Consider the following 25,418-nt stretch of genomic DNA (forward strand, 5'->3'; position numbering starts at 1 on the left):
TCCACACTCGTCATCGCGTTTCCTGTGCTGGGCGCAGCCGCATGGTTCTCGAGCAGTGACCGACGCCGCGCCAGGGAACGACACCGCGCCTAGGTTCGGCCCATCCGGCAGCCGAGACAGTTCGCTTCTCAGGGCATTTCGACGGTCTCGGCACGGGCGATCTCCCCGATCGCGCGGCGCAGGTAACCGTCCACCGGCGCCTGCGCGACGGCGAGCAGGTCCGCGATCACCAGCAGCGCGTGCCGCAGGACGACGGGCCAGCCGACGCGGACTGTGTCCTCGTCGTAGTCGGTGAGGCCGAGCGATCCGGTGAGCACGACCGCGAGCGCGCTGACGTCGAGGGTCGGCAGCCACACCGCGGCGGCGCGGGCGCAGCGTTCGAGCACGTCCTGCACCGCCTCGCCCGTCAACCCGTCGGCGTGAGTGTCCTCGAGCAACTCCCGGACCATCGCCGAATGGACCGACCGCACCTGATCGGGATCCGCGGTGAGCAGCCGGTCGACGGCGTCGACGTACGCCGCGGCGTCACCGGCCGTCGCCGCGGCGGCGGCGTCGGAAGTGCCGGTAGCGATGTCCTTCGCGGGACGCGGCCAGTCCGCAGGCCACTGCTGCACGGCGGTACTCCTCGGGTCGGGGCGCCGAGTCAGTCCAGCTCTGCGCGCATCAGGTAGACGTTGTAGTCGGACCACGTCGAGATCGTGAAGTACAGGTCCTCGGCGGTCGACCACGGATGAATGAACCCACCGTACAACTCGGGGTACGACTCGACGCCCACCATCCGCACGGGCTCGGACCAGGTGCCCTGAGGCGCGTCGGACTCACGCATGGTGATGCCCGTACGCAGCGTGTCGAGATAGCCGATGCGCCAGACGCCGCGGGCGTCGTCGTAGTCGACGGACAGTTCGCCGGCGGTGCCACGGATGATCGGGGTCGCCGCGTGCGGGCCCCCGACCGCGGTCCAGTTCCCGTTGCTCCAGTACTGGTAGGCGGACTTGTTCAGCACCTGGTCCTCGGGCACCCGGGCCAGGCCGACCTCACCGAGCCGGGTGTTGGGGGTGCCGAACATGTACACGTACCCGCCCTGCGGCACCATCGCCGCGACCTGGAACTGGGACACCCCGAAAATGTTGTCCCACCGGGCATACGGATCCTTGGTCCAGGTCTGGCCGCCGTCATCGGAGTACGCGATGCCGCCGTGGTTGGTGAACCAGGTGGCGGGGATGCTGTTCCAGGTGCGGATCGACATGTAGCTCATGTACTGGCGCGAGCCGATCGCGAAGCCGGACGTGGGGATCGTGGTGATCTCCACGTTGTCCTTCTTGCGGCTGCTGAGCACCTCCGCGGCGTGGCACCGGCTGTCCTGCACGAAGGTGTCGATGGTCAGGCCGTCGGACAACTCCCGGTCGGTGCTGAACCCGAGGACGTTGCTGCGCCAGTCCTCCCCCTGCCCGCCCGGCGGGTGGAAGCCGCGGCCGACGGTGTCCCCGAACGCGACGGCCACCTTTCCGGGTTCGCTCTCCCACATGATTCCGAGGTCGGTGCCGTTGACCTGCCAGCGCTTGTCGGTGCGGTTGGTGGAGCTCGCGCCGGTGACCTTCGCGACCATGCTGACGTTGCGCACCTGTGGGGCGGGGCGCTGCGGTGCCCGCGGCGCGGTCTCGGTCGGCGGGTGCACCTCCGCCGGCGGTTCGGGCTGCGGGCCTTGGTCGGGTCCGGGCACCGGGATCCCGAAGATGAACGGATTGAAGTCGAGGCCGATCTCCGGCAACCCGATCGCACTGGACAGGCCGCCCGGCGGATCCGGGACGTCGGTCAGGTCCGGGCACGGGTTCTGGCACGGGTCCGCGGGCAGCGGCTCCGGATCGATCCGCACGGGGGCGGGCTCCGGTGCCGGGTAGGGCACCGGTTCGACCCACGGGTACGGGATCGGGATGTCGAGCTTCTTCGGGATCACCGACTCGTGCGTGACCGGCGGATCGGACGCGCACGGCCCCGTCCCGACCACCGGTTGCGCGCCCGCGACGGACCCGCCCCCGACCATTCCGCCCGCCGCGACCACCGCGAACACCGCCGCGACCACCGAAACCCGCTTCGACATCGGCACCTCCTCGGGTGTCAGGGTGCCCGATCCGGACCCCAACCGCCGAACAGGCATCGACGTACGCGTGTCGCCCGCCTAGTGTGTCGGGCTGGACCCGAAGCGAGGTGAACGTGACCGAACCCCTGCCCCACCCGGTCGGCCCGTATTCGTCGGGGCCGCCCGCGGACGCACTGTCCGTCCACGTGCCCGAGTTGGACCGGTTCGGTCCGGCGCAGCTGTGGCGGGCGCTGGTGGTCGGGGTCGTGCTGCTCGCCTGCGCCCTGTACGCGACCGTGACCAAGCCGTTCACCCGCCGCGGAATGGGGTGGGCAGATGCGGCGTCCGAGGGCGTGGTCAACGGGTTCGAGTTCCTCGGGCCGACCTTCGTCAAGCTCGGGCAGCTGATGGCTTCGTCGTCGGGGATGTTCCCGGCACCCCTGGCGAACGCGTGTCTGCGCTGTCTCGACGACGTGCCGCCGGTGCCGGCGACCGTGGCCCGCTCGGTGATCGAGGCGGACCTCGGCCTCCCGGTCACCGAGTTGTTCGCGGAGTTCGACGACCGACCGCTGGCGGCCGCGTCGGTCGCCCAGGTGCACGCCTGCGTCCTGCCGGACGGCAGGGAGGCGGTGATCAAGGTGCAGCGCCCGGGCATCCACCACCGGATGCTGCTTGACCTGCGTACCGCGTACTGGGGTGCCCGGCAGCTCGAGCGGCTGCACGAGTTCTTCCGGATCGCGAACGCGACCGCGATCATCCGCGACCTGCACAACGCGACGATGACCGAGCTCAACAGTGCCGTCGAGGCGGACCGTCAGACCCGGTTCCGGGACGCGCTGTGGGCGTTCGGCGACAACAAATGGGTGACGGCGCCCGAGGTGTACTGGCCGTACTGCGGCCCGCACGTCATCTGCATGGAACGGATGCACGGGATTCCGTTCGACCGCATCGAGCCGACCACCGGCGGTGCCGGCACCGGATCCGCCGCCGGCGGCGACGATGCGGCCACCGGGCTCGACACGCGCCTCCTGATCCGTCGCGGGGTCAAGGCGTGGATCGAGGCGATCACGCTGCACGGCCCGTTCCACGGCGACGTTCATGCGGGCAACCTGTGGCTCCTCGACGACGGCCGGATCGCGTTGCTCGACTTCGGCATCGTCGGCGAGCTGCCGGAGACGTGGCGGGCGATCCTGCGGGACATGTTTCACGCCACCCTGCTCGACGGCGACTATTCACGGGTTGCCCGCGGGATCCGTTCTCTCGGTTACACCGCCGACGTCGATGCCACCGACGCGGAGATCGGTGCCCAGGTCGGGGCTGCTCTGGCGCCGGTCTTCTCGAACGACCTCGGTGAGCTGAAGCTGAGTTCGCTGATCGTGGCGCTGGTGAGCATCGGCAAGCAGTGGGGTGTCGCGAGCCCGGAGGAACTGGTCCTGTTCGGCAAGCAACTCGGCTATTTCGAGCGGTACGCGACGCGGATGGCGCCAGGGTGGGTGATGGGCAGCGACCTGTACCTGTTCCGCAACGTCTTCCCCGACGAGGTGGCGCGGCGCGCCGAGGAACTCGGGGTCACTCTCCCGGAGGACTGACGAACGGTCGGGGTCGGGGTCACACTGGAGACCATGGCCGTCCGGGATCGGCTCCGTCAGTCGGCGTCCGCGGTGTGGGCGTACATCCGCCGCGCCCCGGGCACGTTCATCTGGCTGGCGATCCTGCTGGTGACGACGGTCGTCGCGCGGTACCTGCCCGAGCATGTGCTGCAGGAGGTGCTCGGCGACCGGTCCACGAACCTGCACCACCTGCGAGAGGACCCGCTGCGGGTGCTGGTGACCAGCGCCTTCTGGCTCGCGGGCGGCCCGTGGATCTCCTACCTGTTGCTCTACAACATCTTCCATGTGCCGGCCGAACGCTGGCTGGGGACGCTGCGCTGGGTGACGGTGTGCGTGATCGCGCACGTCGGCGCCACCTACCTCAGCGAGGGGGTCCTGTACTGGGCGATCCGGCACGGTGACGCGCCCGTCTCGGCCGTGAACACCCTCGACGTGGGTGTCAGCTACGCCCTTGCCGGTGTGGTGGGGGTGCTCACCTACCGGATCGCGACGCCGTGGCGGTATGCGTACGCCCTGGGGGTGGTGGTCTTCTTCGCGGTGCCGGTATTCGTGAATCAGACGTTCACCGACGTCGGACATCTGGCCGCGGCGCTGCTCGGGTTCGCCTGCTATCCACTCACCGTCACCCGGCCGGGAGTGTGGGATCCGGTGGCGGCCGCCCGCACGATGGTTCGGCGTCCCCAGCCGGCGGGCTGAGTCCGTCTCAGCGCGCGGACAGTTCGGTCAGTGAGTACGGCGGCAGTACCGCCTCCCCGGTGACGTCCGCAGTGGTGCGGGTGAGGGTGTCGGACGGCGTGAAGGCCGGGTTGCTCAGTGGCGGCGCGGAGACGGTGTCCGCGGTTGCGGTCGCGAGCGGCGCGGGCAGCGCCACCGGCACCGGCCGGTCGCTCAGGTTCAGCAGGAACGCGCCCGGCCGCTCGCCGACGAACTCGGTGCCGACGACTGCCGGGGTCCGTGTGACGCCGGCCGGCGACGCGAGCACGGCGGTCGGTTCCGGGACGGACTCGGTCCGCAGGCCCCGTACCGGGCCGCCACCACGGGCCCGTTCGTGGATCGGGGTCAGCGCCTCGTGGATCGCGGTGCGGCCGAACTCGACGGAGTTGCCGGACCCGTCCGCGAGGACGGCGTGGATCTCCTCGTTGCCGTTCGCGGCCCGGTTCGCGGCCGCGGGCAGCCCGTCCAGGGCGGCGTGCACGACGGACATCGTCACCCGCGGTTCCTGCATGCTCGCCAGCGCGAAGCCCGCGACGCCGAGGCCGACCGCCCAGGTCTGAGGGACGCCGTGCACCAGTTCCTGTGGGAATCCGGGGATCTCGCTGAGCGGAAGGTTGATCTGGTTGTACTCGGTGATCCACACGTCCATCTCGGCTGGCACCGCGGGCAGCACCCGGGTGGTGAAGGCGGCCCATGCGGCCAGTCCGCCGGCCGCGGTGGAGGCGACGTCCGCCTGGATGGGGTCCGGCACCCAGTACGGGTGGATCGCGACGGCGTCGGCGCCGCGGATGTTCGCGTACAGCCCGGCATTCCAGGTCTGCAACCGGTCGCCGAGGATCGCGGTGACCGCGGAGGAGTCGTCCGCGCCCGACACCGCGATCTCGATGTCGGGGAACTCGCCCCGCAGCGCGGTGATCCACCCGTTCATCGCCCGCGCGTAGTCGGCGCCGGTGGGATAGACCTGCTTGTAGTACGGGCCGGGATCCCACAGTTCGTTGCCGAGTTCGACGAAGCGCACGGTCATCCCGAGCCGACGCGCCTCGTGCAGCATCGCGATCTGCTCGTCGACGGTGGAGGTGAGCACGTTGAGGTCGAAGATCGGGGTGGCCCCGGTCTGCGCCACGATGTCCGCCCAGTCGGTGAGCAGCAACGGCGCGCGCCCGGCGTTGCGGCCGGCGAACTGGCTGCCGTCCCGCTCGTCGAACAGCCCGGTGCGCCAGTCGATCCACTGGGAGGTCGTGCCGCCCTGGACGCGGATCAGGCCGGCGCCCACACCGGCGAGCGCCTGCCGGAACACCGGATCGTGCCACTGTGCGGCGTTCTCGGGGGAGATGATGCGGGCACCGTTGAGCCCGAAGAAGTCGGCGGGCAGTTCCCTGGTGGCGCCGGCGACGAGTGCGGCCGCCGGGGCCGGGCCTGCCGACTGCGCCGACGCCGCGGGGACGGACAACGCGCACGCCGTCACCGTGGCGAGCAGGGCCACCACACGCGGAATTGGTCGGCTGTCCAACATGGCGTGGATCCTGCCACGGACCGGTCGGCCCCGGCGGGCTATCGCCGCACCAACTCGATCGCGGCCGCCTCGATCTCGTGTTCCGAGAGCAGCACCAACCGGGCCGCGTCGCCGAGCGGGACGAAGCTGTCGGCGCTGGCGACGCGGGCCATCGCCCCGGTGAACCCGCCGTCGACGAGTGCGGCCAGCACGCCCTCGGAGACCCCGCCGGATGTCCTTGTCTCGTCCGCGACGAGCACCCGGCCCGTCGCCGCCGCCTCGCGCAGCAGGTCGCCCACCGGCAGCGGGGCCAGCCAGCGCAGGTCCAGCACCCGGGCCCGGATCCCGCGGCGCTCGAGTCGCCGGGCCGCCCGCAGGCTCAGGTACAGGCCGTTGCCGAAGGTGACGACGGTCAGGTCGGCCCCGTCCCCATAGGAGCGGGCCGCGCCGATCGGCACGTGCTCCCCCACCGCGGGATATCCGGCCAGCCACCCGCCGTCGCCGGGGTCGTGTAGGTCCCGGGTGTGGTAGCGGGCGATCGGTTCGAGGAACACGCACACGGCGCCGGTGGTGCGCGCGGCGGCGACGCAGGTGTGCAGCATTGCCGCCGCGTCGTCGGGCCGGGCCGGGGAGGCGACCACGATTCCGGGCACGTCCCGCAGCACCGCAACCGCATCGTCGTTGTGGAAGTGTCCGCCGAAGCCCTCCTGGTAGCCGTAGCCCGCCACCCGCACCACCATCGGGTTGCGGTACTGCCCCGCCGAGAAGAAGCCCAATGTCGCTGCCTCGCCACGGATCTGGTCCTCCGCATTGTGCAGGTAGGCGAGGTACTGGATCTCCGGGATCGGCAGCAGGCCCGCGAGCCCGGCGCCGGCGGCGAGACCGAGGACGGCCTGCTCGTCGAGGAGGGTGTCGAACACCCGGGCGGCGCCGAACCGGTCGGCGAGACCTCGTGTCACCCCGTACACGCCGCCCTTGCGGCCGACGTCCTCGCCGAACACGATCGCGCCGGGCTCGGCGGCCAGCACGTCGGCCAGTGCCCGGTTCAACGCGCGGGCGACGGTCAGCGGTTCCCGCGATCCCGTTGCCGTGTCGGCCGATTCACGCACGTGCCGCACGTGTCCGGCGACCACAGCGGGCGCCGGGGCGGAGAGCGGTGCCGTCACCTCCGCCCTGGTGCGCAGCGGCGCGGCGGAGGTCACGGCGTGTGCGGCGCCCTTCACCCGCTCCCCCACCCGCATGTACCGGTCGAGCACCTGCTCGGACGTCAGCGCGCCGGCGGCGACGAGCAGCCGTGCGGTCGCGATCAGCGGATCCCGGTCGAGGTCCGCCGCGATCGCGGCGGGCGTGCGGTACGCGGACTCCACATCCGAGCCCGCATGCCCCAGCAGCCGGACGACACTCAGGTGCAGGAAGGCCGGTCGTCGTTGTGTCCGTACCCAATTCGACGCGCGGGCGGCGACGTCCCAGGCGTCGGCGAGGTCGCACCCGTCGGCGGCGAAGTACTCGAGGCCGGCGCGTCCGGAGTACGCGGCGGCGATCCAGCCGGGAGCGGTGGGGACACTGATGCCCAACCCGTTGTCCTCGCAGACGAACAGCAGCGCGAGCGGCAACTCGCGGTACCCGAGGTTCGCCGCGGTGTTGATCGCCCCGACCGCGGTCGAGTGGTTCGCGGAGGCGTCCCCGAAGCTGCAGACGGTGACCGCGTCCGCGGGCCACCCCGACTCGATACCCAGCCGGTTCGCGCGCTCGATCGCGAACGCCAGCCCGACCGCCCGCGGCAGATGCGAAGCGATGGTGGAGGTTTGCGGGATGATCGACAGGTCGTGACGACCGAACACCTTGTGCCTGCCGCCGGCGATCGGGTCGGCCGCGGCGGCGACGACACCGAGCAGAACGTCCCGAACCGGGTCCCGGCCACCGACCTGCCGGGCCCGCTCCAGGAAGAACGCCCCCGAACGGTAGTGCAGCAGAGCCGGATCCGTGGGTCGCAGCGCGGCCGCGACCGCCGCGTTGCCCTCGTGCCCGGCCGAGCCGATCGTGTAGAAGCCGCGTCCGGCCGCGCGCAGCCGTCGCGCGGCCAGATCGAGGTGCCTGCTGGTGAGTTGCGCGTCGAACAGGTCGAGACACCGCTCGACCGTCAGCTCCGAGCCGGAACGCACGAACCCCGCCGGCGCCGCACCGGGCGCCACCGTCATGGTGCGGACGGTGGCGGCGAAGTGGGCGCCGACGGGGTCGTCGGACGCGCTCAGCCCTGCGGAACCGACTGGTCCATCCACATGACCTCCCAGACGTGCCCGTCGAGGTCGCGGAACGCCCGGCCGTACATGAAGCCGTGGTCCTGCGGTTCCATCCACGCGGTACCACCTGCCGCGATGGCCCGCTCGACGAGGCTGTCCACCTCGTCGCGGCTCTCGGCGGACACGCACAGCAGCACCTCGCGGGCCTTCGCGGTGTCGCAGATGTCGTCGGCGATGAAGTCACGGAACCGCGGCTCCTCCAGCAGCATCACCATCGTCTGGTCGTTGATCACCATGCACGCGGTCTGTTCGTCGCAGAACTGCTCGTTGAACTCGAAGCCGAGGCCGTCGAAGAACTTCCGCGTCGCAGAGACGTCACCGACCGGCAGATTGGGGAAGAGCATACGGGACATCGGGGGCTCCGTTTCGTGTGGAGGACTGATTTCCATCCTCGGGGTGTGGCTGTCGGAAGTACAGACCGACACGGTCACGAAAACTCATCGCGGCGGTCCGATCCCGATTCGGTGCCCATCGCGCGAGGGCCGCCACCATAGACTGCGACGATGTCATCGACCCCAGTCAGCCGCCGGACCTTCGTGGTGGGGGCCGCCGCTGCCGCGGTGTCCGCCCTGGTGGCGCCGAACGCGTCGGCTTCGGTGCCTGCGGGTGCGAGCCCGACCGTCGCCGCACGTCAGCGGTTCTTCGGCACCGCGAATGTCGATGCCGGCACCGGCGAGGTGGATCCGTCCAAGGCCATCCTCTCGTGGTTCGGTGTCACGAGTTTCGCGATGGCCATCGCAGGCAACGTCGTCTTGCTCGACGCCTGGGTGCCCAGGGGCGAATTCTCGACGTATGTGCCGACCAGCCCCACCGAGCTGGCCGCGTTGATGCCGAGCCACATCCTTGTCGGGCACGGACACTTCGACCATGCCGCGGACGCGGCCGAGATCGCATCCCTGTGCGGGGCAACCGTTGTCGGAACCGAGGAGCACTGCCGCCAGATCGGACACCAGGCCGCGTCGACGCTTCGGACCCATCCCCTGAACTCGGATCGGGCCGAGTTCGCGCTGCCCGGCGTCACCGTCCGCGCCGTCCGGCACCTGCACTCCGCGCTGCGGCCGCAGCGGGGTGAGCAGGCACCGCTCGTCCTCGCGCCCGACTTCAGCCCGACCCTCGAGCATCCGCCGACCCTCCACGACATCGAGCACCTGGGCGCGCACCTGGGCGACGCCGAGGGCGGATCGTTGCTGTACCAGTTCGAAATCGGTGACTTCGTGCTCACCTGGCACGACAGTTCCGGTCCGATCCTCACCGATGCACCGCACGTCCTCGACATCCTGCGCGAGCTGCCCGCGTCCTCGGTGCAGATCGGCTCGATCCAGGGCTACAACCAGTACACGAACGGGCTCAGCGACCCACTCGACTACATCCGGGCACTGCGACCGTCCATCTTCGTCCCCACCCACCACGACAACTGGCTCGCACCGGTCTCCGCACCGGCCGCCGCCTACGAACCACGGCTGCGGCAAGCGTTGGAGAGCCTGCCGAATCCACCCGAACTGCGCCTGCTCGTCGACCCCGCGGACTATCTGAAGCCCTCGCTGCTGACGTTCGACCTGCCGTCGAGGTGACCCGGCCCCGGGCGTGCGTGCTCTAGCCGATCTCCCACGCCTTCGGCCAGTCGCGGCCACGGAAGGCAGCATCGGTGCCGCCGTCGACGAACACCACCGAACCGACGAAGTAGGTCGACTCGGGCCCGAGCAGGAACGCCACCAGTGCCGCGACCTCTTCCGGGGTGCCGCCGCGCCCGGCGGGGATGGTCGCGAGGAACTGCTCCATGGCGGGCCCGATCCCCGGGTCCTGCAGCCCGGCCTGCGTCATCGGGGTGTCGACGAAGCCGGGGGCGACGGCGTTGAGTCGGATCCCGTCGGCCATGTACTCGGCCGACTTCGTCCGCGCGTACCAGGCGAGCGCCGCCTTGGTCGCCGGGTAGGTCTGCAGTCCGGCGAGCTCGCCGAACCCGTCCGCGATCTCCACGGCCTTCGCCTCGTCACCGGCCAGGCAGGCGTCGGCCAGTTCGACCGGCCATCCGGGCTGGCTGGTCGTCGAGTTCGAGCTGATCAGCACCACGGACGGCCGCGCCGCCGCGGCAAGCAGCGGGCGCAACCCCTCGAGCAACTCGATCGCGCCGAAGTAATTGACGGAGATGAGGTCGGCGGCGGGTCGACCGGCGGCCGCAGCGAGCCCGGCGAACGGGACGAAGCCGTCGATCGAGCTGCCGGCGAGGCTCGTGACCTGCTCGATCGCCTCGGCCCGGCCTGCGGCGGTGCGGAGGTCGACGGTGACCTCGGCCGACCGGACGTCGACCCCGATCACCCGATGACCATCGGACTCGAGCCGGGCCTTGGTGGCCGCGCCGATCCCCGATGCGCTGCCCGTGAGGACGTAGGTACCCATGGTGTTCCCTTCGCGATGCAGGTGACGCACTCGAATCCGCGCGCCTCGGCGGACGGACCGTTCACAGCCGACGGTCGAAGGTAGCGGCTGTGTGTGCAGCGGGTGGCGGGATCGCCGGGTCCGCCCTCGTCACGCTAGGTGCGCAGCCCGCGGCAGGCACGGGGGTCGTCCCATCCAGCGGGCGGTTCGCCGGATCATCCCATCCGCGCGGTGGTCCCGGGGTCGGCCGAGCGGGGCGCCGGCGTCACGCCCGGGTGAGTTCCGCCTTCAGGTGGTGGGTGAGCGGGGTGTCGGCGTGCGCCATCCACAGGTCGTAGGACAGGACGTCGCCGGCGACGACGATCCGGCGACGGATCTCGTGCACGGGTTTGGCGTCGGGCGACGCGGCGAGGGAGACGGGCGTCAGGTCAAGCACCCCGCCGGTCAGCTCGCCGCGCTGGATCTCGACGAAGCCGGTCGGCTGGCTGACCAGCAGCTCGACGGCCCCGTCGGCGAGCCGCAGATAGCCGTTCTCGGTGTGCATCGGTCGGCCCCGGCGGGACTGATCAGACCGCTCGCGGTCGTGTGCCCAGGTCCGGGACCGGTACGCGAGGAACGGCTTGCCCGGCGTCGCCGTGAACTCGATCTCCTCCTCGTAGGAGAAGTCGTCGATGGTCGGGTAGTGACCGTCACCGCCGCCGACCCACGTTCCAGCGAAAACACCCAGGTCACCCAGCGGATCGTTCCGCCCGTCCATCCGACACCTCCGCGCCTTCGCATCCGGGTTCGACGCCCGCTGTCGTCGGCATTGTGCCTGACCGTCCGCGCCGACGTGAGGTGGGCCACCACTCAGTGGACTATCGACATGCCGATAACATTCAGTTCTGCTAGTGCGTCACCAACCAAGCGGGAACGAGCAGAGCGTGAGCAGGATCCACAACTCCACCTTCGCCCAAAAAGTGACTTCGGCGGCAGCCGCGGTGCAGCAGATTCATCCGGGTGACACCGTCGCGATCAGCGGTTTCGCCTCTGCCGGCACCCCGAAGGTCGTCATTCCCGCGCTGGCCGAGCGGATCCACGCCGTACGCGGCGAGGGCTCGAACTTCACCATCAACCTGCTCACGGGCGCGTCGGTGTCCTCCGCGACCGAGCGAGAGCTCGCCGAGATCGACGGCATCGCGCTGCGGATGCCGTACCAGTCGGAGCCGACCGCCCGCCGCAAGATCAACGAAGGCCGGATGGACTACGTCGACATCCACCTCTCGCACGTCGCCCAGCAGGTGTGGGAGGGCTACTACGGCAACGTCGACGTGGCGGTCGTCGAGGTTTCCGGCATCACCGAGTCCGGTGAGCTGATCCCGTCCGCGTCGATCGGCAACAACAAGACCTGGCTCGACGTCGCCGACCGGATCATCCTCGAGGTGAACTCGTGGGTGCCGGAGGCGATGGAGGGCATGCACGACGTCTACTACGGCACCGCCCTGCCCCCGCACCGCAAGCCGTTGGAGCTCACCCACGTCGAGGACCGGATCGGGCAGCCGACCTTCCGGGTGGATCCGGCGAAGGTGGTCGCGGTGGTCGAGACGAACGTGCCCGACAGCGCCAGTGAACTGACCGAGCCCGACGACGTGAGCCTCGCGATCGCCGGGCACGTCCTCGACTTCTTCGCCCACGAGGTCAAGGCGGGCCGGCTGCCCGCCGACACGCTGCTGCCTTTGCAGGCCGGCATCGGCAACGTGGCGAACGCGGTTCTCGGCGGCCTCGACCGCGGCGGATACAAGAACCTGACCTGCTACTCGGAGGTCATCCAGGACTCGATGCTGCGGCTGATCAAGGACGGCGCGGTGGCGCACGCGTCCGCGACCTCGCTGGCGCTGTCCGCGAAGGGTCTGGCGGAGCTGACCGACAACATCGACTTCTACCGCAAGCACATCACGCTGCGCCCGCAGGAGATCAGCAACCATCCCGAGGTGGTGCGCCGGCTCGGGATCATCGCGATGAACGGGATGCTCGAGGCCGACATCTACGGCAACGTGAACTCAACCCACGTGATGGGCACGAAGATCATGAACGGCATCGGCGGGTCCGGCGACTTCGCCCGCAACGGCTACATGTCGCTGTTCCTGAGCCCGTCCACCGCGAAGGGCGGCGCGATCTCCTCGATCGTGCCGATGGTCCCGCACGTCGACCACACCGAGCACGACGTCCAGGTTCTCGTCACCGAGCAGGGCCTGGCGGATCTGCGGGGCCTGTCCCCCCGCAAGCGCGCGCAGGTGATCATCGACCACTGCGCCCACCCGAGCTTCCGTCCGGCGCTGCACGACTACCTCGCGCGGGCGCAGGCGCAGCCCGGCGTCGGGCACACCCCGCACCTGCTTGGCGAGGCGTTCGCGTTCCACGAGCGGTTCAACGCGACGGGTTCGATGCTGCCCTAGCAGCCGGGAGCCTCCCGGAGAGTCCGCCCGTCCTCTACCATTCCGATCGTCTCGAGCGCTCGGGACGGAAGGACGGGGGCCGATGTCCGAGAACGCTTTCGATCCCGCGCTGCGGTTCGCGCGGTTCCTGCCGCGCACCGTGGTCACCCCGCGCACCGCCGGCCCGATGCGGTGGCTCACCCAGCGGGCCGGGGTCGTACCTCCGCGCGGCGGTGAGGTCGTCCACGTCGACGCGAACGTCACCGTCCGGGTGTTCCGGCCGAAGTCGGTGCCACGACCGGCGCCGGGCCTGCTGTTCATCCACGGCGGTGGCTACCTGATCGGCAGCGCGGCGATGGGTGATCACCTGTGCCGCAGGGTTTCCAAACACCTGGGAGCGGTTGCTGCGTCGGTGGAGTACCGACTGGCGCCGCAGCATCCGTTTCCGGCTCCGCTGGAGGACTGCTACGCCGGGTTGCGTTGGCTCGCCGACCGGCCGGACGTCGACGCCACCCGGATCGCGATCGCCGGCGAGAGCGCCGGCGGCGGCCTGGCCGCGGCGCTGGCACTGCTGGCCCGGGACCGCGGCGAGATCGAACCGGCGTTCCAACTGCTGTCCTACCCGATGCTCGACGACCGGACCACGGAGCGAACAGACGTCGACGGACGGCTACTGCGCGTGTGGAGTACCGCCAGCAACCGCTACGGCTGGCACTCCTACCTGGGTCCGGCCGCAGGCGGTGAGGTGCCACCACTGGCCGCTCCCGCCCGGCACGAGAACCTCGTCGGACTGCCCCCGGCCTGGATCGGGGTCGGCACGCACGACCTGTTCCACGACGAGGACGTCGCCTACGCCGCGCGCCTGAACGACGCCGGAGTGCCATGCACGCTGCACGTGGTCCCCGGCGCCTACCACGGCTTCGACCTGGTCGAGGGCCGGTCGGCCATCTCCCGCACTTACCGGCGAGAACAGCTCCGGGCGCTCGCCTCCCACCTTCCCCCACCCTCTAGTGGCCTGTGATTGAAGTGTCGGCCCCGCTACTTCTGTCCAGACAGGTCTACCTGGACGTGTGAGCAGTCGCCACAGATGCGGACCTGGACTCGCGCCCACCTGCATATTCGACGAGTATGTCCGTCGTACTGCGGATGTGCTGTTCCAGCGCATCCGACGCCTCGTCGGCCTTCCGGGCGATGGTCAGTTCGGCGATGCGGCGGTGCTCACACGCGACGTCCCGAGTGTTCCCGTTCCCTAGGAATTGAGACCAGTACCGGTACAGCTCAGTACGATCGCGCAGGGACTGCGCGATCGATTCGAGGTGAGAGTTACCGCTTCCCGCGAGCAACGCGGCATGGAACGTGCGGTGCGCCGACTCGAAGTCCGGGCTGATTGTGTCACCCACGTACATCTCCGTACCCGCCAACTGGTGATGCGCAGCCACCAGAGCCGCCTCCCACGTCAAGTCGCCTCGAGCGATGGACTCCCGCAAGGTTGCGGTCTCGATCATGACGCGTGCATGAGTGAGCTCGAGTAGGTCGTCGACCGAAAGCGGGAGCATGCTGAATCCGCGTTGCGGATTGGCCTGAAGCAGACCTTGCTCAGCCAGCCGACCCATGACTTCGCGCACGAGCGCCAGACTCACATCGAAACGCTCGCCGAAGTCGGCGAGCTTCAACTTCGTCCCGGGGGGAATGCGAGCCGAGAGCACCTCGTTGCGGATCGCCTCGAAGAGCATCTCGGCTCGAGTCCGTTTCACGGTGGGCACATCGGCATACTAGCGGGTGCGGCACAAATTACGACTGTTGACCATAATTTTGAAATTTTGTTGCGCGCGCCGACCACTCCAGGTACAACTTGTGGTGCATGTCACACGCCCTGTGTCGTGTCGCTACGTCGGGAAGGTTGGCGCTCGTATGTCCGTCCGGGTCGGATCGTCACCTGACGCCCTGGCGTCACGCCGCAGCGAGCACCAGCGAGGCGCCCTGGATTCCGACACTTGGGGACAAGCGCTGTCGACATCGTTGTTCGACTGCGAAGTCGAGATCTCCCGGCCGGAATCGTTTGCAGCAACGGTCACGTCACGATCGTTCGCCGGAATCGAGTTCACCGAAGTCGTCTGTAGCGACGAGCACGCGGCCTATCGCAATCGCGCAAGGGTCAACTCGACCGATCACTCGAGTTATCTTGCGGTCCTGCAGGTGTCCGGCGAGTTTCGAGTCACCCAGGGCGGACGGACGGGCATCCTGGAACCCGGACAGCTCTGCTTCATCGATTCCGGTCAACCGGTCACGGTGGAGGCCAGCGACAACTTCCGTGGCGTGGGGGTGAAATTCCCCAATCAGCTGCTGAACTACCCACGAGAGAACCTGGCAAACCTGACGGCCCGAACGGTCCGAGCAGACCAGGGTGTCGCATCCGCCGTGTGTTCGATGTTGCTCACCCTGAACAACAAGATCGACACGATCGAGCCTTCCAACCAGTACAAGATGGTCCGCGGAGTCTTGGACCTGGTCGAAGCGATGCTCTCGTCCGTCGACCCACTGCTTCACGCTTCTTGCCATCCAAGGGACGGCGGCATCGCCCAGATCAAGGACTACATCGATGCTCATCTCAGCGATGCCGATCTGAATCCCAAAGAAGTAGCAGCCGCCCACTACATCTCCGTTCGCCAACTGCACTACCTGTTCCAGGCAACAGATGTCAGCATGTCCACCTGGGTTCGCGAGCGACGTCTGGAGAACTGCAAGGCCGACTTGGCGGATCCTCGGCTGAAGCACTTGTCGATCTCCGCAATCGCTCGTAAATGGGGCTTCCCTTCGAGTTCCCACTTCGGGCACCTCTTCAAGCTCGACACAGGACTGTCCCCAAGGGACTTCAGGGACACGCACACGCCGGCTGTACCGGACGCGATCTCGCTCCCGATGAAGTAGGGGACTGCCGATCGGCAGCGAGCCCCGAGCCCGCTGATGCTGCGAGTCCACGCTCGGAACGCAGAGGTGCCCGCATCTCCTGTCGGGATTCATTGTGCCCACACGCAATCAGCCGTATCGAATCACCGATACCGCCGGACGGGACAGTGGCGCAACCACATACACACACCCGCTCGGCATGTCGCGCCCGTCACTCGGCCGTCACTCGGCCGTCAAGGCCGGCGATGCACTGTCACGTTCGACGCGAGCCCGTGAACCTGTGCACGGATACGACACCGGCGTGCACTCAGACGAGACAAGGTGATCCACATCACGTCTAACGTTCGGTCTCGACCCAACTGAGCTTGATGCGAAAGGGACCACCGTGACCGCTCGGACGATCGACGAAAGCGATATCGACCTGTTCTCGGACGAGGTCATCCTCGACCCCCACGATGCCTACCGCCGGCTGCGGGATATGGGCGGCGCCGTCTGGATGAGGCGCCATGATTGCTGGGCAATCACCCGATGGGCCGACGTCCACAATGCCCTTCAGGATCACGCGGTGTTCTCGTCCGCGCACGGGATCAACCTCAACGACCTGGCGAACTCCGTCCAGGGAGGTGTCCTGGTCTCGGAGCCACCGACTCACCCCGTTCTCCGCAGAGTTCTGGGCGCCCGCCTGACACCGCGGTCCCTCCGCGACCTCGAACCGGAACTCCAGCGCCTCGCGAACGAACTGGTCGACGAACTCGTCCAGAAGAAGACATTCGACGCCGTCGCCGACTTCTCGACCCGGTTCCCTCTCTCGGTCGTCCCGGATCTGCTCGGTTGCCCGCCAGATGATCGAGACAAGCTACTGTCTTGGGCTGCAGGAAGTTTCGAGACGGCCGGCCCGCTCAACGCCCGCGCCGAGGCAGGTTTCGCAGTTCTGCAGGATCTGCTCGCGTACGTGACCCGGTTGACGCACGAGGGAGGAATGAACTCGGACGGCTGGTGGTCGGACATGTTGGCCAAGGCACGCGAGAATTCAATTCCCGAAGAAGGGTTGCCCTCCCTGCTGGTCGACTTCCTGGCGCCGTCCATGGACACCACGATCAACTCTCTCTCCACCGCGGTGTGGCAGTTCGGACAGAACCCCGATCAGTGGAGGAAGGTGCGTGAGGACCGCTCGCTGATCGACAACATCGTCGATGAATCGGTGCGTTTCGAGGCGCCTGCTCGCGGCTTCTCCCGACTGGTCACCGAGGATGTCGACGTCAGCGGAACCACCGTGCGCAAGGGGGACCGCGTTTTCATCAGCTACGCATCGGGTAACCGCGACGAACGCCGGTGGGAAGCACCCGACACCTTCGACATCACCCGGGACACCTCCGGTCATTTCGGCTTCGGCAGCGGAATTCACCGCTGCGTAGGGCAGGGACTGGCCAAGCTCGAAGCACGGGTCCTCTTCACGGCACTGGCAGATCGAGTCGAGAGTTTCGAGGTCTCCGAGCCCGTCTGGCGGTTGAACAACATCCTGCGCGGCATCGAGTCCATGTCGATCACTCTGCATTCGTGACTGACGCATAGAACTCTCCTCGAGGGCGACCTCGACCTCCATGCCGAGAAACGGAACGAGCAATGCACGGAACACAGAAGATGGAATCGGTGGAATCACCCGGTTTGAGCGTGGATCTCGACATGATGGTTTGCGAATGAGAATCCGCAGCTCTCGGAGTGATCACCTTGACACTGCAGCGGGAAGACGGCGAAGCCCTCCCTCCCTGGGAGCCGGGGGCGCATATCGAACTCGAGTTGACCGAGGGCCTCACCCGGCAGTACTCGTTGTGTGGAGACCCGGGTGATCAGAGCTCGTGGAAGGTCGCGATTCTTCGGGAAGAAGCCGGACGGGGTGGTTCGAAGTTCGTCCACGACCATCTCATGCGCGGCAGCCGAGTACGCGTGCGAGGTCCTCGCAACCACTTCCGACTCGAACCGGCCGCCCGTTACCTCTTCATCGCCGGCGGCATCGGCATCACCCCATTGCTCCCGATGCTCTCGACGGCATCGAGCTCCGGCGCGCAGTGGCACCTGGTGTACGGAGGGCGGCAGCGGCAATGCATGGCGTTCGCCGACCAGCTTCTCTCCGAGCACGAAGCGCGCGTGACTCTTCACCCGCGGGACACACACGGTGACATCGATCTCGAGTCCGCACTCGGCGAACACGCCGGACTCGACGAACACACGCTCGTGTACTGCTGTGGCCCCGAACCGCTCCTCGATGCCGTCGAAAGGTTGTGCATCCCCAGCGGTCTCGACCGGCTCCGCATCGAACGGTTCCGAGCGCCCGAACTCCAGGATCAACAAACGGATGAACCGTTCGAGGTGAAGATCGAATCGACCGGCGAGGTGCTCGCTGTCGCACCGGGGGAATCGATACTCGACGTCCTTCGGCAGAAGGGCTATCCCGCCGACGCGTCATGCGAAGAAGGTACGTGTGGTACCTGCGAAACCGGGGTCCTTGAGGGGGAGATCGACCACCGTGACTCCGTGTTGACCGCATCGGAACGTCGGGAAGGCGAGCTCATGATGATCTGTGTGTCGCGCGCGGCATGCACACGCCTTGTGCTGGACCTGTGAGCGACAAGCCCCGCGACCAGGTGTGGCCAGCGGAAGCCATCGTCACGTAATAGGCTGTTCACCAAGGTCTTTGGGCCACATACATGACGGCAATCCGTCCACGGATCTCTGTGCACGGACACGAGAGGGTCGTGCGCTCTCCCGGCATCGAACTGATTCCGTCTTTCCTATCGTGTGAATTGCATCTCAAACAGCCCCCTTCGATTCAAAGGAGATCGAGCCATGACTTCACGTACCGCCGTCGACGCCGACCCCACCGTGACACGAGCGGCCGACTCGTCACGACTGCACATCAGTGGCGAATTCGACGCGCTCATGGAACGGATCGATCAGATCTCCCCGCTGCTGCGGGACAGCGCCGAGGCCAATGAGACTGCAGGCCGGCTCGTCCCGGAGGTCGAGCACGCACTGCGTAACGGGGGGGTGTACAAGATCGGCGTTCCCTCCGACCTGGGGGGTTACGAGTTCTCCCCTCGTCAGCTGTTGGAAACGATCGCCAGACTGTCCTATGCGGACGCCTCCACCGGTTGGTCGGTAATGGCCGTGCAGATGGAAACCGGGACGCTGGCCGGCTGGATCGATGCCGACGCTGCACGCCGGTATTTCCCGGAGAACGGCGAGTTCGCATTGTTCGCCGGTCAGGGAAGTCGTATGGGGAAGGCCGTCAAAGTCGAAGGTGGCTACCGGCTCTCCGGTTCGTGGCAGTTCGCCTCCGGGATGCATCAGGCCACCCACATCCACACCGCTGCAGTTGTCGAGCAGACCGGTGAGCCTCGCATCTTCAATCTTCCCAAGGAGCAGGCCACCCTGGTCGACAACTGGGACGTCATGGGCCTTCGCGCCACGGGAAGCATCGACTACGTCATCGACGATGTCTTCGTTCCCGAAGAGAACACCTACCTGGCCACGATTCAGGACAATCTCAACGGCGGCACCATCTATCGACTCGGCCTGGCAAACATGTCCGGCATCTGCCACGCCGGCTGGGCTATCGGGGTCGGGCGCCGCATTCTCGACGAGATGCGCGCGTACGCCCGGACACGCACCGGAAACCCCGGCGCCGTGGTGGACACGGATCAGTTCCACGCAGCGTTCGCCGAAGCCGAAGCAAAGTTCCACGCTGCCTGTGCTCTGGTTTTCCAGACCTGGGCAACGAACGAGGGTGTCCTCGACAGGGGTGAGCTTCTCGACGTCGATCAGGAGACCTGGACCAAGCTGGCGCTGAACCACATCACCTGGACCCTCGAGGACATCACCGCCACCGTCTACAAATGGGCAGGCACGACCGCGTTGCGTGCAGGCACACTACAGCGACTGTTCCGAGACGTGCACGCCGGGACGCAGCACATCACCTCCGGACCAATCATCCTGCAGAACTGCGGTCGTCGCCTCGCTGGTCTCGCGCCGAAGACCCGCTGGGCGATGATCTCGCTCGTGGACGAGTAGGCCGACATGAATCCGCTGCCGATAGCTGACCGCTTCAAGGAAGCCTTTCGCCACCATCCCGCCGGAGTCGCCGTTGTCACGGCAGATCCGGGTGATGGGCCGGTCGGCCTGACCGCGTCCTCGGTGATCTCGGTGTCCGCCGATCCGGCGATACTGGTTCTCTCCCTGTCCGGACACGCGTCGGCGACACCCCATCTGCTGCGTGCCGACTCCCTCGTGGTGCACATGCTCGGAGCGGACCAACTCACGCTCGCAAAGACATTCGCAACCGGTGGTATCGACCGCTTCGCCGATCGCGACCGCTGGCACCGCCTCGGTACCGGCGAACCCGTCCTCCGCGGGGTTCCGGCATGGCTGCGGGGACGCATCACGAGCCGGATGCAGGCAGGTGAGGCCACCGTCGTGGTCCTCGAGATCACCGACATCGGTCTCCCGGACTCGGAAGTCTCGACGCTCCGCCCGCTCGTTTACCACAACCGCTGCTGGCACACGCTCGGGCGCGAAACCTCCCTCGCCTGAGGGGTACCGATACTCATCTCTTCGGAAAAGGACTTGTCATGTCTGCTTTGAGTCGGTCGCACGTCGCCGATGCACCCCTTGTCACCTCCCGTCGCGGACAGTTCTGGATCCCCGGCGAGACCGTCACCGTGCCGTTCGGAACAGTCCAACGCGGCCCGATGTACGTGGCTTGGGAATCCCCCGAGAAAGTCACGCGGCCCCACCCCGTGGTGCTCGTGCACGGCGGGGGCGGTCAGGGGACGGATTGGCTGGGCACGGTCGACGGCAAGCCGGGGTGGGCGGCGCACTTCGTCGCGGCCGGTTACACCACGTACGTCGTGGACCGCCCCGGACACGGACGTTCGCCGTTCCACCCGGACATCGTGGGCCGGATGGGGCCGGCGGCTCCCTACGAAGTCGCGCTGTCGCTCTTTGCGCCGCCGGAACGCGCCGACACCCAAACCCAGTGGCCGTTCGGCCGTGAGGCCGGCTCGCTCGAGCTCGATCAACTCGTCGCATCGGGCGGTCCGCTTCCCGCAGACCTCGCCGACTCCCAGGACATGGACGCCTCCAGACTGGTGAAGTTGCTCGAGCTGATCGGACCGTCGGTCCTCGTCACACATTCGGCCGGAGCGCCTGCGGGCTGGCTCGTGACCGATCGCGCGCCCGAACTCGTCGTCGGGATCGCGGCTGTCGAGCCACTGGGGCCGGCGTTCGTCGACTTCCCGGGAATCGGCTCGCTCGACTGGGGTCTGACGGCCGCGCCGGTGAGCTACGAGGCAGGGTTCACGACACCGGCGGAGGTACAGGCCGCGGACGCCTCCGAACTGGCCATCGCCGCGTTCACCGACAAGCCGGTCGCAGTCTTCGCCGGAACCGCCTCTGTATTCAGGGATTCCGCACCGGTGATCGTCGAACATCTCAATGCCACTGGCGCCAAGGGGCATTACATCGATCTCGGTGAGCTCGGAATCGTGGGAAATGGGCACGGACTCATCTTCGAGGCGAATGCCGCCGAGACGGTCGTTCCGGTCATCGACTGGATCGGCTCCCTCGAGCAGTAGTGCTCACCGGTACGCCTCCGACCGAACCTCGTCACGAATAACCCTGGAAACAAATACCTTACAGATCAAAGGAGTAGCATGCGCGCCCTTCAGCTCGTAGCACCCGGCCGTATCGAGGTTCGCGAAGTGCCTGTTCCCGATATCGGCGCAACCGAGGTGCTTGTCAAGGTCGCGGGAGCAGGCCTGTGCCATTCGGATCTCCACCTCTTGGATCTCCCCGAGTGGCCTGTCCCTGACATGACCCTCGGCCACGAGACCGCCGGTTACGTGACAGGACTCGGCGAGAGCGTGACCGGGTTCAGCGAGAACGATGCAGTGCTGGTCAATTTCGTGTGGGCGTGCGGTGTGTGCCGGGTGTGCATCGAAGGCCGCGACAACGTGTGCCTGGCGGTCGGGCGGTTGGGTATGCCACCGGCTCCCGGACTCGGCCTGGAGGGCGGCATGGCCGACTACATCAAGGTCGATGCGCGGCATCTCCACCCGCTGGGTTCGCTCGACCCGGTAATGGCCGCGCCGCTCGCCGATGCAGGCCTCACACCGATGCACGCGATCAACGGCGCCCGCCATCGACTGACTCCGGGGGCCACGGCGGTGGTCATCGGTGTCGGTGGACTCGGACACATGGGAGTTCAACTCCTCAAAGCGACCTCGGGTGTCCGGATCGTCGCAGTCGACGTGAGCGAGCAGAAGCTCGATCACGCGCGAGCACTGGGCGCAGACGTAGTGGTGAAGAGCGATGACACCGCCGCGCAGCAGATCCTCGACCTGACCGAGGGGTACGGCGCCGACAGCGTGTTCGACTTCGTCGGCAACCAAGGCACTGTCGATCTGGCTACCCGGATCATCGCGCCGGATGGTGCACTGCGATTCGTCGGAATCGCCGGGGGCGCATTCACTTACAGCGCCGTTCCCTCCCCCACCACGATCCCCTGGGGCGTCGACGTCCGCAGCTCGTACGGCGGAACACGCTCCGACTTGAACATGGTGATCGAACTGGCACGGATGGGGAAGATCTCCGTGGGGGTGACGAAGTACCGCCTGGAAGACGCGTCGCAGGCAATCGACGACCTCCGGTCCGGACTCATCGCGGGAAGAGCCGTCCTGGTCCCCTGAAAGTTTGCCGACTCCCCACCGGCACTCCACGGCGCGTGCCACGTGCTGAACCTGCACGTATGACGTGCGTGCCTGTCACTCATCCCAGCGACATCGAAGTCGCGTTCGAGAGGTTGAACCGTTATGACCACCAGTACCGTCCCAGTTCTGATCGTCGGCGGCGGCGGCGCGGGCCTGTCCGCATCCATGCTCCTGTCCACCTACGGAATCGACTCACTGTTGGTCAGCGCACTGCCGACCACGTCTACCCTGCCCAAGGCCCACGTGCTCGGCCAGCGCACGATGGAGATCTTCACCGAGGTCGGCGTAGCCGATGAGGTCTACCGCCGCGGCACTCCACCCGAGAATCTGGCCGCGACCGGTTTCTACGCCGGCGTGCGAGGCTCGAATCCGAACGCGGGCCGCGAGATCGGCCGGCTCGAATTGTGGGGGGCCGGCTATCGGGACCCGGAGTACATCGACGCCAGCCCCTGCCCGACCGGGAACCTCCCGCAGCTCCGCCTCGAGCCGATTCTGAAGGCCCGGGCCGACGAGCTCAATCCCGGTGGGGTGAGATTCAATCACGAACTGATCGCCCTCGAACAGGACGAGTCCGGGGTGCGCAGCACCATCCGGGACAAGGCCACCGGCGACGATTACCAGGTCCACTCGCAGTACGTCGTCGCCGCCGACGGCGGCCGCACCATCGGCAAGCTCGTCGGCATCGAAATGCAGGGCGAGCGCAACATTCTCGACATGGTCTCGGTGCACATGAGCGCCGACCTGTCGGATGTCCTCGAGGACGACTCGGTGCTGTTGCGGTGGCTGACCAACCCCGACTTCGGCGGAACCTTCACCGGTGGCGTGCTGTGCCCGATGGGACCGGACAACTGGGGTACCCGGTCCGAAGAATGGGCGTTCAACATCGGCTATCCCAACGGCGCCCCCGAGGCAAGCGACCGAGACAAAGTTCTCGAGCACATGAAGACCCTGCTCGGCCTGCCCGACCTCGAGGCCGACATCCACGCCGTCTCGTTGTGGACGATGGAAGGCATCATCGCCGACCGGTTCCGCTCCGGTCGTGTCTTCCTCATCGGCGACGCGGCCCACAAACATCCACCGACCAGTGGACTCGGACTGAACTCTGCGATCCACGACGCCCAAAACCTGAGCTGGAAGCTCGCCCAGGTCCTGTCCGGGCACGCCGGCGACGGCCTCCTCGACACCTACGAAACCGAACGCAAGCCTGTGGTCGAGCGCAACATCGCCAACTCCGTCAAGTGCACCCAGGACTCCTTCCGCATCGACGCCACACTCGGCCTGTCCCCCGAGAAGAGCGCCGAGGAGAACTGGAGGTCACTCGATGTCATCTGGGACCCGTCGCACCCCGAGCATCCCGAACGTAGCGACCTCGCCAACAACGCACTGGCTGCGAAGGCCGGCGAATTCCACCATCACGGGCTCGAATTCGGCTACACCTACGACTCGGCCGCGATCGTCGACGACGGCAGCCCCGCCGCGGAACCCATCGATCCGGTGCGACTCTACGAACCGAGCACCAAACCCGGCCACCCCCTGCCGCACGCCTTTGTCTCTCGACGAGGAAGGACCTACCCCTTGCAGAACTTGACCTACGGCGGGAACTTCCTTCTCGTCGCCGGCGAGGACGGACAGGCATGGGTCGACGCTGCGCGCAAGATCGCCGAGAGCACGGGCCTCGCGCTGGAGGCGTACACCGTCGGAGCCGACGACGCCGAACTGGCCGACGTCCGATTCGCATGGCTGCGCAAACGGGAGATCACTCGCACCGGAGCCGTGCTCGTACGCCCGGACCGATTCGTCGGATTCCGCTGCACCACTGCCGTCGATGACCCGCAATCAGCACTGACCACCGCACTCGAAACCATCCTTTCCACCTCCGATCTGGGAGCCGAGCAGTGAAGTTCGCCAATTACGACGGCCGCGCTGTCCTCACCGACGGCACGCGTGGGGTGTATGTCGCCGACGCCAGCAACGGAAAGTTCGCTGACGAACCGAGCCAGATCTTCACGGTGTGGGACGAGTTCGAGCCGTGGGCTCGGGGCGTCGACATCGCCGATGGTTTCGATCTCGACCGCAGCAGGCTCGCGGCACCGTCCCCGCAGCCGCGTCAGGTGTTCGCAGTCGGCCTGAACTACGCCGAACACGCCCGCGAAAGCGGAGTCGACCTGCCCACCGAGCCCGCCGTGTTCACCAAGTTCCCCACCTCGATCACCGGCCCGCACACCGTGCTGGAACTGCCGACGGACACCGTCGACTTCGAGGCGGAACTGGTGATCGTCGTAGGACGCTACAGCCACCGGGTCCCCGCCGAACAGGCGTGGGAGCACGTCGCAGGTCTGACTGTCGGACAGGATATTTCGGAACGCACCCGCCAGCTGGTGGGGCCGGCGCCACAGTTCAGCCTGGGCAAGTCCTTTCCCGGCTTCTCCCCCACCGGGCCCTGGATCGTCACCCCCGATGAACTCGCGCACCGTGACGATCTGGGACTCGGATGCTCGATCAACGGTCGTGTCATGCAGGATGGTCGCACCGACGATCTGATCTTCCCGATCGCGCAGATCGTGGCGAAGCTGTCCGCGATCCTGCCCTTGCTGCCGGGCGATGTGATCTTCACGGGCACCCCGTCCGGAGTTGGCGGCGCCCGCAAACCACCCGTGTTCCTCCGTGACGGTGACGTCCTCGAGACCTGGGTCGAGGGGATCGGCACCATCACCTCCACCTGCCGCGCCGGCACTGCCTACCCTCCGACCGAATCCTGACAGGA

Annotated in this window: 22 protein-coding genes; 14 read left to right on the plus strand and 8 right to left on the minus strand. The window is 67.5% G+C overall.

Translation table 11 applies throughout. The features are described from left to right. Nucleotides 1-128: 128 nt before the first annotated feature. Both ACWDU4_RS07015 and ACWDU4_RS07020 read right to left on the minus strand, forming a co-directional pair. On the minus strand, nucleotides 129-614 hold the full coding sequence (locus ACWDU4_RS07015; protein ID WP_450113150.1) for a hypothetical protein: 486 nt from the start codon (nucleotides 612-614) through the stop codon (nucleotides 129-131). Between the two features lie 29 nt (nucleotides 615-643). Next, nucleotides 644-2,098 carry a DUF4185 domain-containing protein gene (locus tag ACWDU4_RS07020; RefSeq protein WP_450113151.1) on the minus strand — a complete coding sequence of 485 codons (1,455 nt, stop codon included), beginning with the start codon at nucleotides 2,096-2,098 and terminating at the stop codon, nucleotides 644-646. A 125-nt stretch (nucleotides 2,099-2,223) separates the two neighbouring features. Between ACWDU4_RS07020 and ACWDU4_RS07025 the strand changes: the two genes are divergently transcribed. Together ACWDU4_RS07025 and ACWDU4_RS07030 are read left to right on the plus strand one after the other, a co-directional pair. Next, nucleotides 2,224-3,666 carry an ABC1 kinase family protein gene (locus ACWDU4_RS07025; RefSeq protein WP_450113214.1) on the plus strand — a complete coding sequence of 481 codons (1,443 nt, stop codon included), beginning with the start codon at nucleotides 2,224-2,226 and terminating at the stop codon, nucleotides 3,664-3,666. Nucleotides 3,667-3,699: 33 nt separating this feature from the next. Next, complete coding sequence (locus ACWDU4_RS07030; RefSeq protein WP_450113152.1) at nucleotides 3,700-4,383, plus strand: rhomboid-like protein; 684 nt, start codon at nucleotides 3,700-3,702, stop codon at nucleotides 4,381-4,383. Between the two features lie 7 nt (nucleotides 4,384-4,390). Here ACWDU4_RS07030 and ACWDU4_RS07035 read toward each other — a convergent pair whose 3' ends face one another. From ACWDU4_RS07035 to ACWDU4_RS07045, 3 genes are read right to left on the minus strand one after another with little or no spacing between them, the layout of a single operon-like run. Next, nucleotides 4,391-5,914, minus strand: a complete 1,524-nt coding sequence (locus ACWDU4_RS07035) for a hypothetical protein (RefSeq protein ID WP_450113153.1) — start codon at nucleotides 5,912-5,914, stop codon at nucleotides 4,391-4,393. A gap of 38 nt (nucleotides 5,915-5,952) precedes the next feature. After that, nucleotides 5,953-8,091 carry a thiamine pyrophosphate-dependent enzyme gene (locus ACWDU4_RS07040; protein WP_450113215.1) on the minus strand — a complete coding sequence of 713 codons (2,139 nt, stop codon included), beginning with the start codon at nucleotides 8,089-8,091 and terminating at the stop codon, nucleotides 5,953-5,955. 50 nt (nucleotides 8,092-8,141) lie between these two features. Beyond that, nucleotides 8,142-8,546 (minus strand): VOC family protein, encoded by a 405-nt coding sequence (locus ACWDU4_RS07045; protein ID WP_450113154.1) that lies wholly within the window; start codon nucleotides 8,544-8,546, stop codon nucleotides 8,142-8,144. 150 nt (nucleotides 8,547-8,696) lie between these two features. Between ACWDU4_RS07045 and ACWDU4_RS07050 the strand changes: the two genes are divergently transcribed. Next, nucleotides 8,697-9,764 carry an MBL fold metallo-hydrolase gene (locus tag ACWDU4_RS07050; RefSeq protein ID WP_450113155.1) on the plus strand — a complete coding sequence of 356 codons (1,068 nt, stop codon included), beginning with the start codon at nucleotides 8,697-8,699 and terminating at the stop codon, nucleotides 9,762-9,764. Between the two features lie 22 nt (nucleotides 9,765-9,786). Here the strand turns inward: ACWDU4_RS07050 and ACWDU4_RS07055 are convergent, their stop codons facing one another. Both ACWDU4_RS07055 and ACWDU4_RS07060 read right to left on the minus strand, forming a co-directional pair. Next, on the minus strand, nucleotides 9,787-10,590 hold the full coding sequence (locus ACWDU4_RS07055; RefSeq protein ID WP_450113156.1) for an SDR family oxidoreductase: 804 nt from the start codon (nucleotides 10,588-10,590) through the stop codon (nucleotides 9,787-9,789). Between the two features lie 244 nt (nucleotides 10,591-10,834). Beyond that, a complete protein-coding gene (locus ACWDU4_RS07060) occupies nucleotides 10,835-11,326 on the minus strand; it encodes an FABP family protein (RefSeq protein ID WP_450113157.1) in 492 nt (163 codons plus the stop codon). A 166-nt stretch (nucleotides 11,327-11,492) separates the two neighbouring features. On the opposite strand from ACWDU4_RS07060, the gene ACWDU4_RS07065 reads away from it, so the two are divergent. Continuing rightward, on the plus strand, nucleotides 11,493-13,004 hold the full coding sequence (locus ACWDU4_RS07065; RefSeq protein ID WP_450113158.1) for an acetyl-CoA hydrolase/transferase family protein: 1,512 nt from the start codon (nucleotides 11,493-11,495) through the stop codon (nucleotides 13,002-13,004). A gap of 82 nt (nucleotides 13,005-13,086) precedes the next feature. After that, a complete protein-coding gene (locus ACWDU4_RS07070) occupies nucleotides 13,087-14,004 on the plus strand; it encodes an alpha/beta hydrolase (RefSeq protein ID WP_450113159.1) in 918 nt (305 codons plus the stop codon). A gap of 37 nt (nucleotides 14,005-14,041) precedes the next feature. On the opposite strand, the gene ACWDU4_RS07075 is transcribed toward ACWDU4_RS07070, so the two are convergent. Beyond that, a complete protein-coding gene (locus tag ACWDU4_RS07075) occupies nucleotides 14,042-14,746 on the minus strand; it encodes a GntR family transcriptional regulator (RefSeq protein WP_450113160.1) in 705 nt (234 codons plus the stop codon). 148 nt (nucleotides 14,747-14,894) lie between these two features. Here ACWDU4_RS07075 and ACWDU4_RS07080 point away from each other — a divergent pair, with 148 nt between their 5' ends. From ACWDU4_RS07080 to ACWDU4_RS07120, 9 genes are all read left to right on the plus strand, one after another. Next, nucleotides 14,895-15,911, plus strand: coding sequence for an AraC-like ligand-binding domain-containing protein (locus tag ACWDU4_RS07080; protein WP_450113161.1), 1,017 nt, complete (start codon nucleotides 14,895-14,897; stop codon nucleotides 15,909-15,911). Between the two features lie 364 nt (nucleotides 15,912-16,275). After that, nucleotides 16,276-17,451 carry a cytochrome P450 gene (locus ACWDU4_RS07085; RefSeq protein ID WP_450113162.1) on the plus strand — a complete coding sequence of 392 codons (1,176 nt, stop codon included), beginning with the start codon at nucleotides 16,276-16,278 and terminating at the stop codon, nucleotides 17,449-17,451. Nucleotides 17,452-17,609: 158 nt separating this feature from the next. Further along, the gene (locus ACWDU4_RS07090; RefSeq protein WP_450113163.1) at nucleotides 17,610-18,512 is read left to right on the plus strand and encodes a PDR/VanB family oxidoreductase; all 903 of its coding nucleotides are present in this window, start codon (nucleotides 17,610-17,612) and stop codon (nucleotides 18,510-18,512) included. A gap of 315 nt (nucleotides 18,513-18,827) precedes the next feature. Next, nucleotides 18,828-19,958 (plus strand): acyl-CoA dehydrogenase family protein, encoded by a 1,131-nt coding sequence (locus ACWDU4_RS07095; protein ID WP_450113164.1) that lies wholly within the window; start codon nucleotides 18,828-18,830, stop codon nucleotides 19,956-19,958. Between the two features lie 6 nt (nucleotides 19,959-19,964). Beyond that, nucleotides 19,965-20,477, plus strand: a complete 513-nt coding sequence (locus ACWDU4_RS07100) for a flavin reductase family protein (protein ID WP_450113165.1) — start codon at nucleotides 19,965-19,967, stop codon at nucleotides 20,475-20,477. A 38-nt stretch (nucleotides 20,478-20,515) separates the two neighbouring features. Continuing rightward, nucleotides 20,516-21,520: an alpha/beta fold hydrolase gene (locus ACWDU4_RS07105; RefSeq protein WP_450113166.1), complete on the plus strand. Its 1,005-nt coding sequence runs from the start codon at nucleotides 20,516-20,518 to the stop codon at nucleotides 21,518-21,520. 126 nt (nucleotides 21,521-21,646) lie between these two features. Further along, nucleotides 21,647-22,633, plus strand: coding sequence for an NAD(P)-dependent alcohol dehydrogenase (locus ACWDU4_RS07110; RefSeq protein WP_450113167.1), 987 nt, complete (start codon nucleotides 21,647-21,649; stop codon nucleotides 22,631-22,633). 123 nt (nucleotides 22,634-22,756) lie between these two features. Continuing rightward, on the plus strand, nucleotides 22,757-24,553 hold the full coding sequence (locus ACWDU4_RS07115; protein WP_450113168.1) for an FAD-dependent monooxygenase: 1,797 nt from the start codon (nucleotides 22,757-22,759) through the stop codon (nucleotides 24,551-24,553). Then, a complete protein-coding gene (locus ACWDU4_RS07120; RefSeq protein WP_450113169.1) occupies nucleotides 24,550-25,413 on the plus strand; it encodes a fumarylacetoacetate hydrolase family protein in 864 nt (287 codons plus the stop codon). The genes ACWDU4_RS07115 and ACWDU4_RS07120 overlap by 4 nt, the downstream gene beginning before the upstream one ends. The last annotated feature ends 5 nt before the right edge of the window (nucleotides 25,414-25,418 follow it).

Source organism: Rhodococcus sp. NPDC003348, from assembly GCF_053589375.1.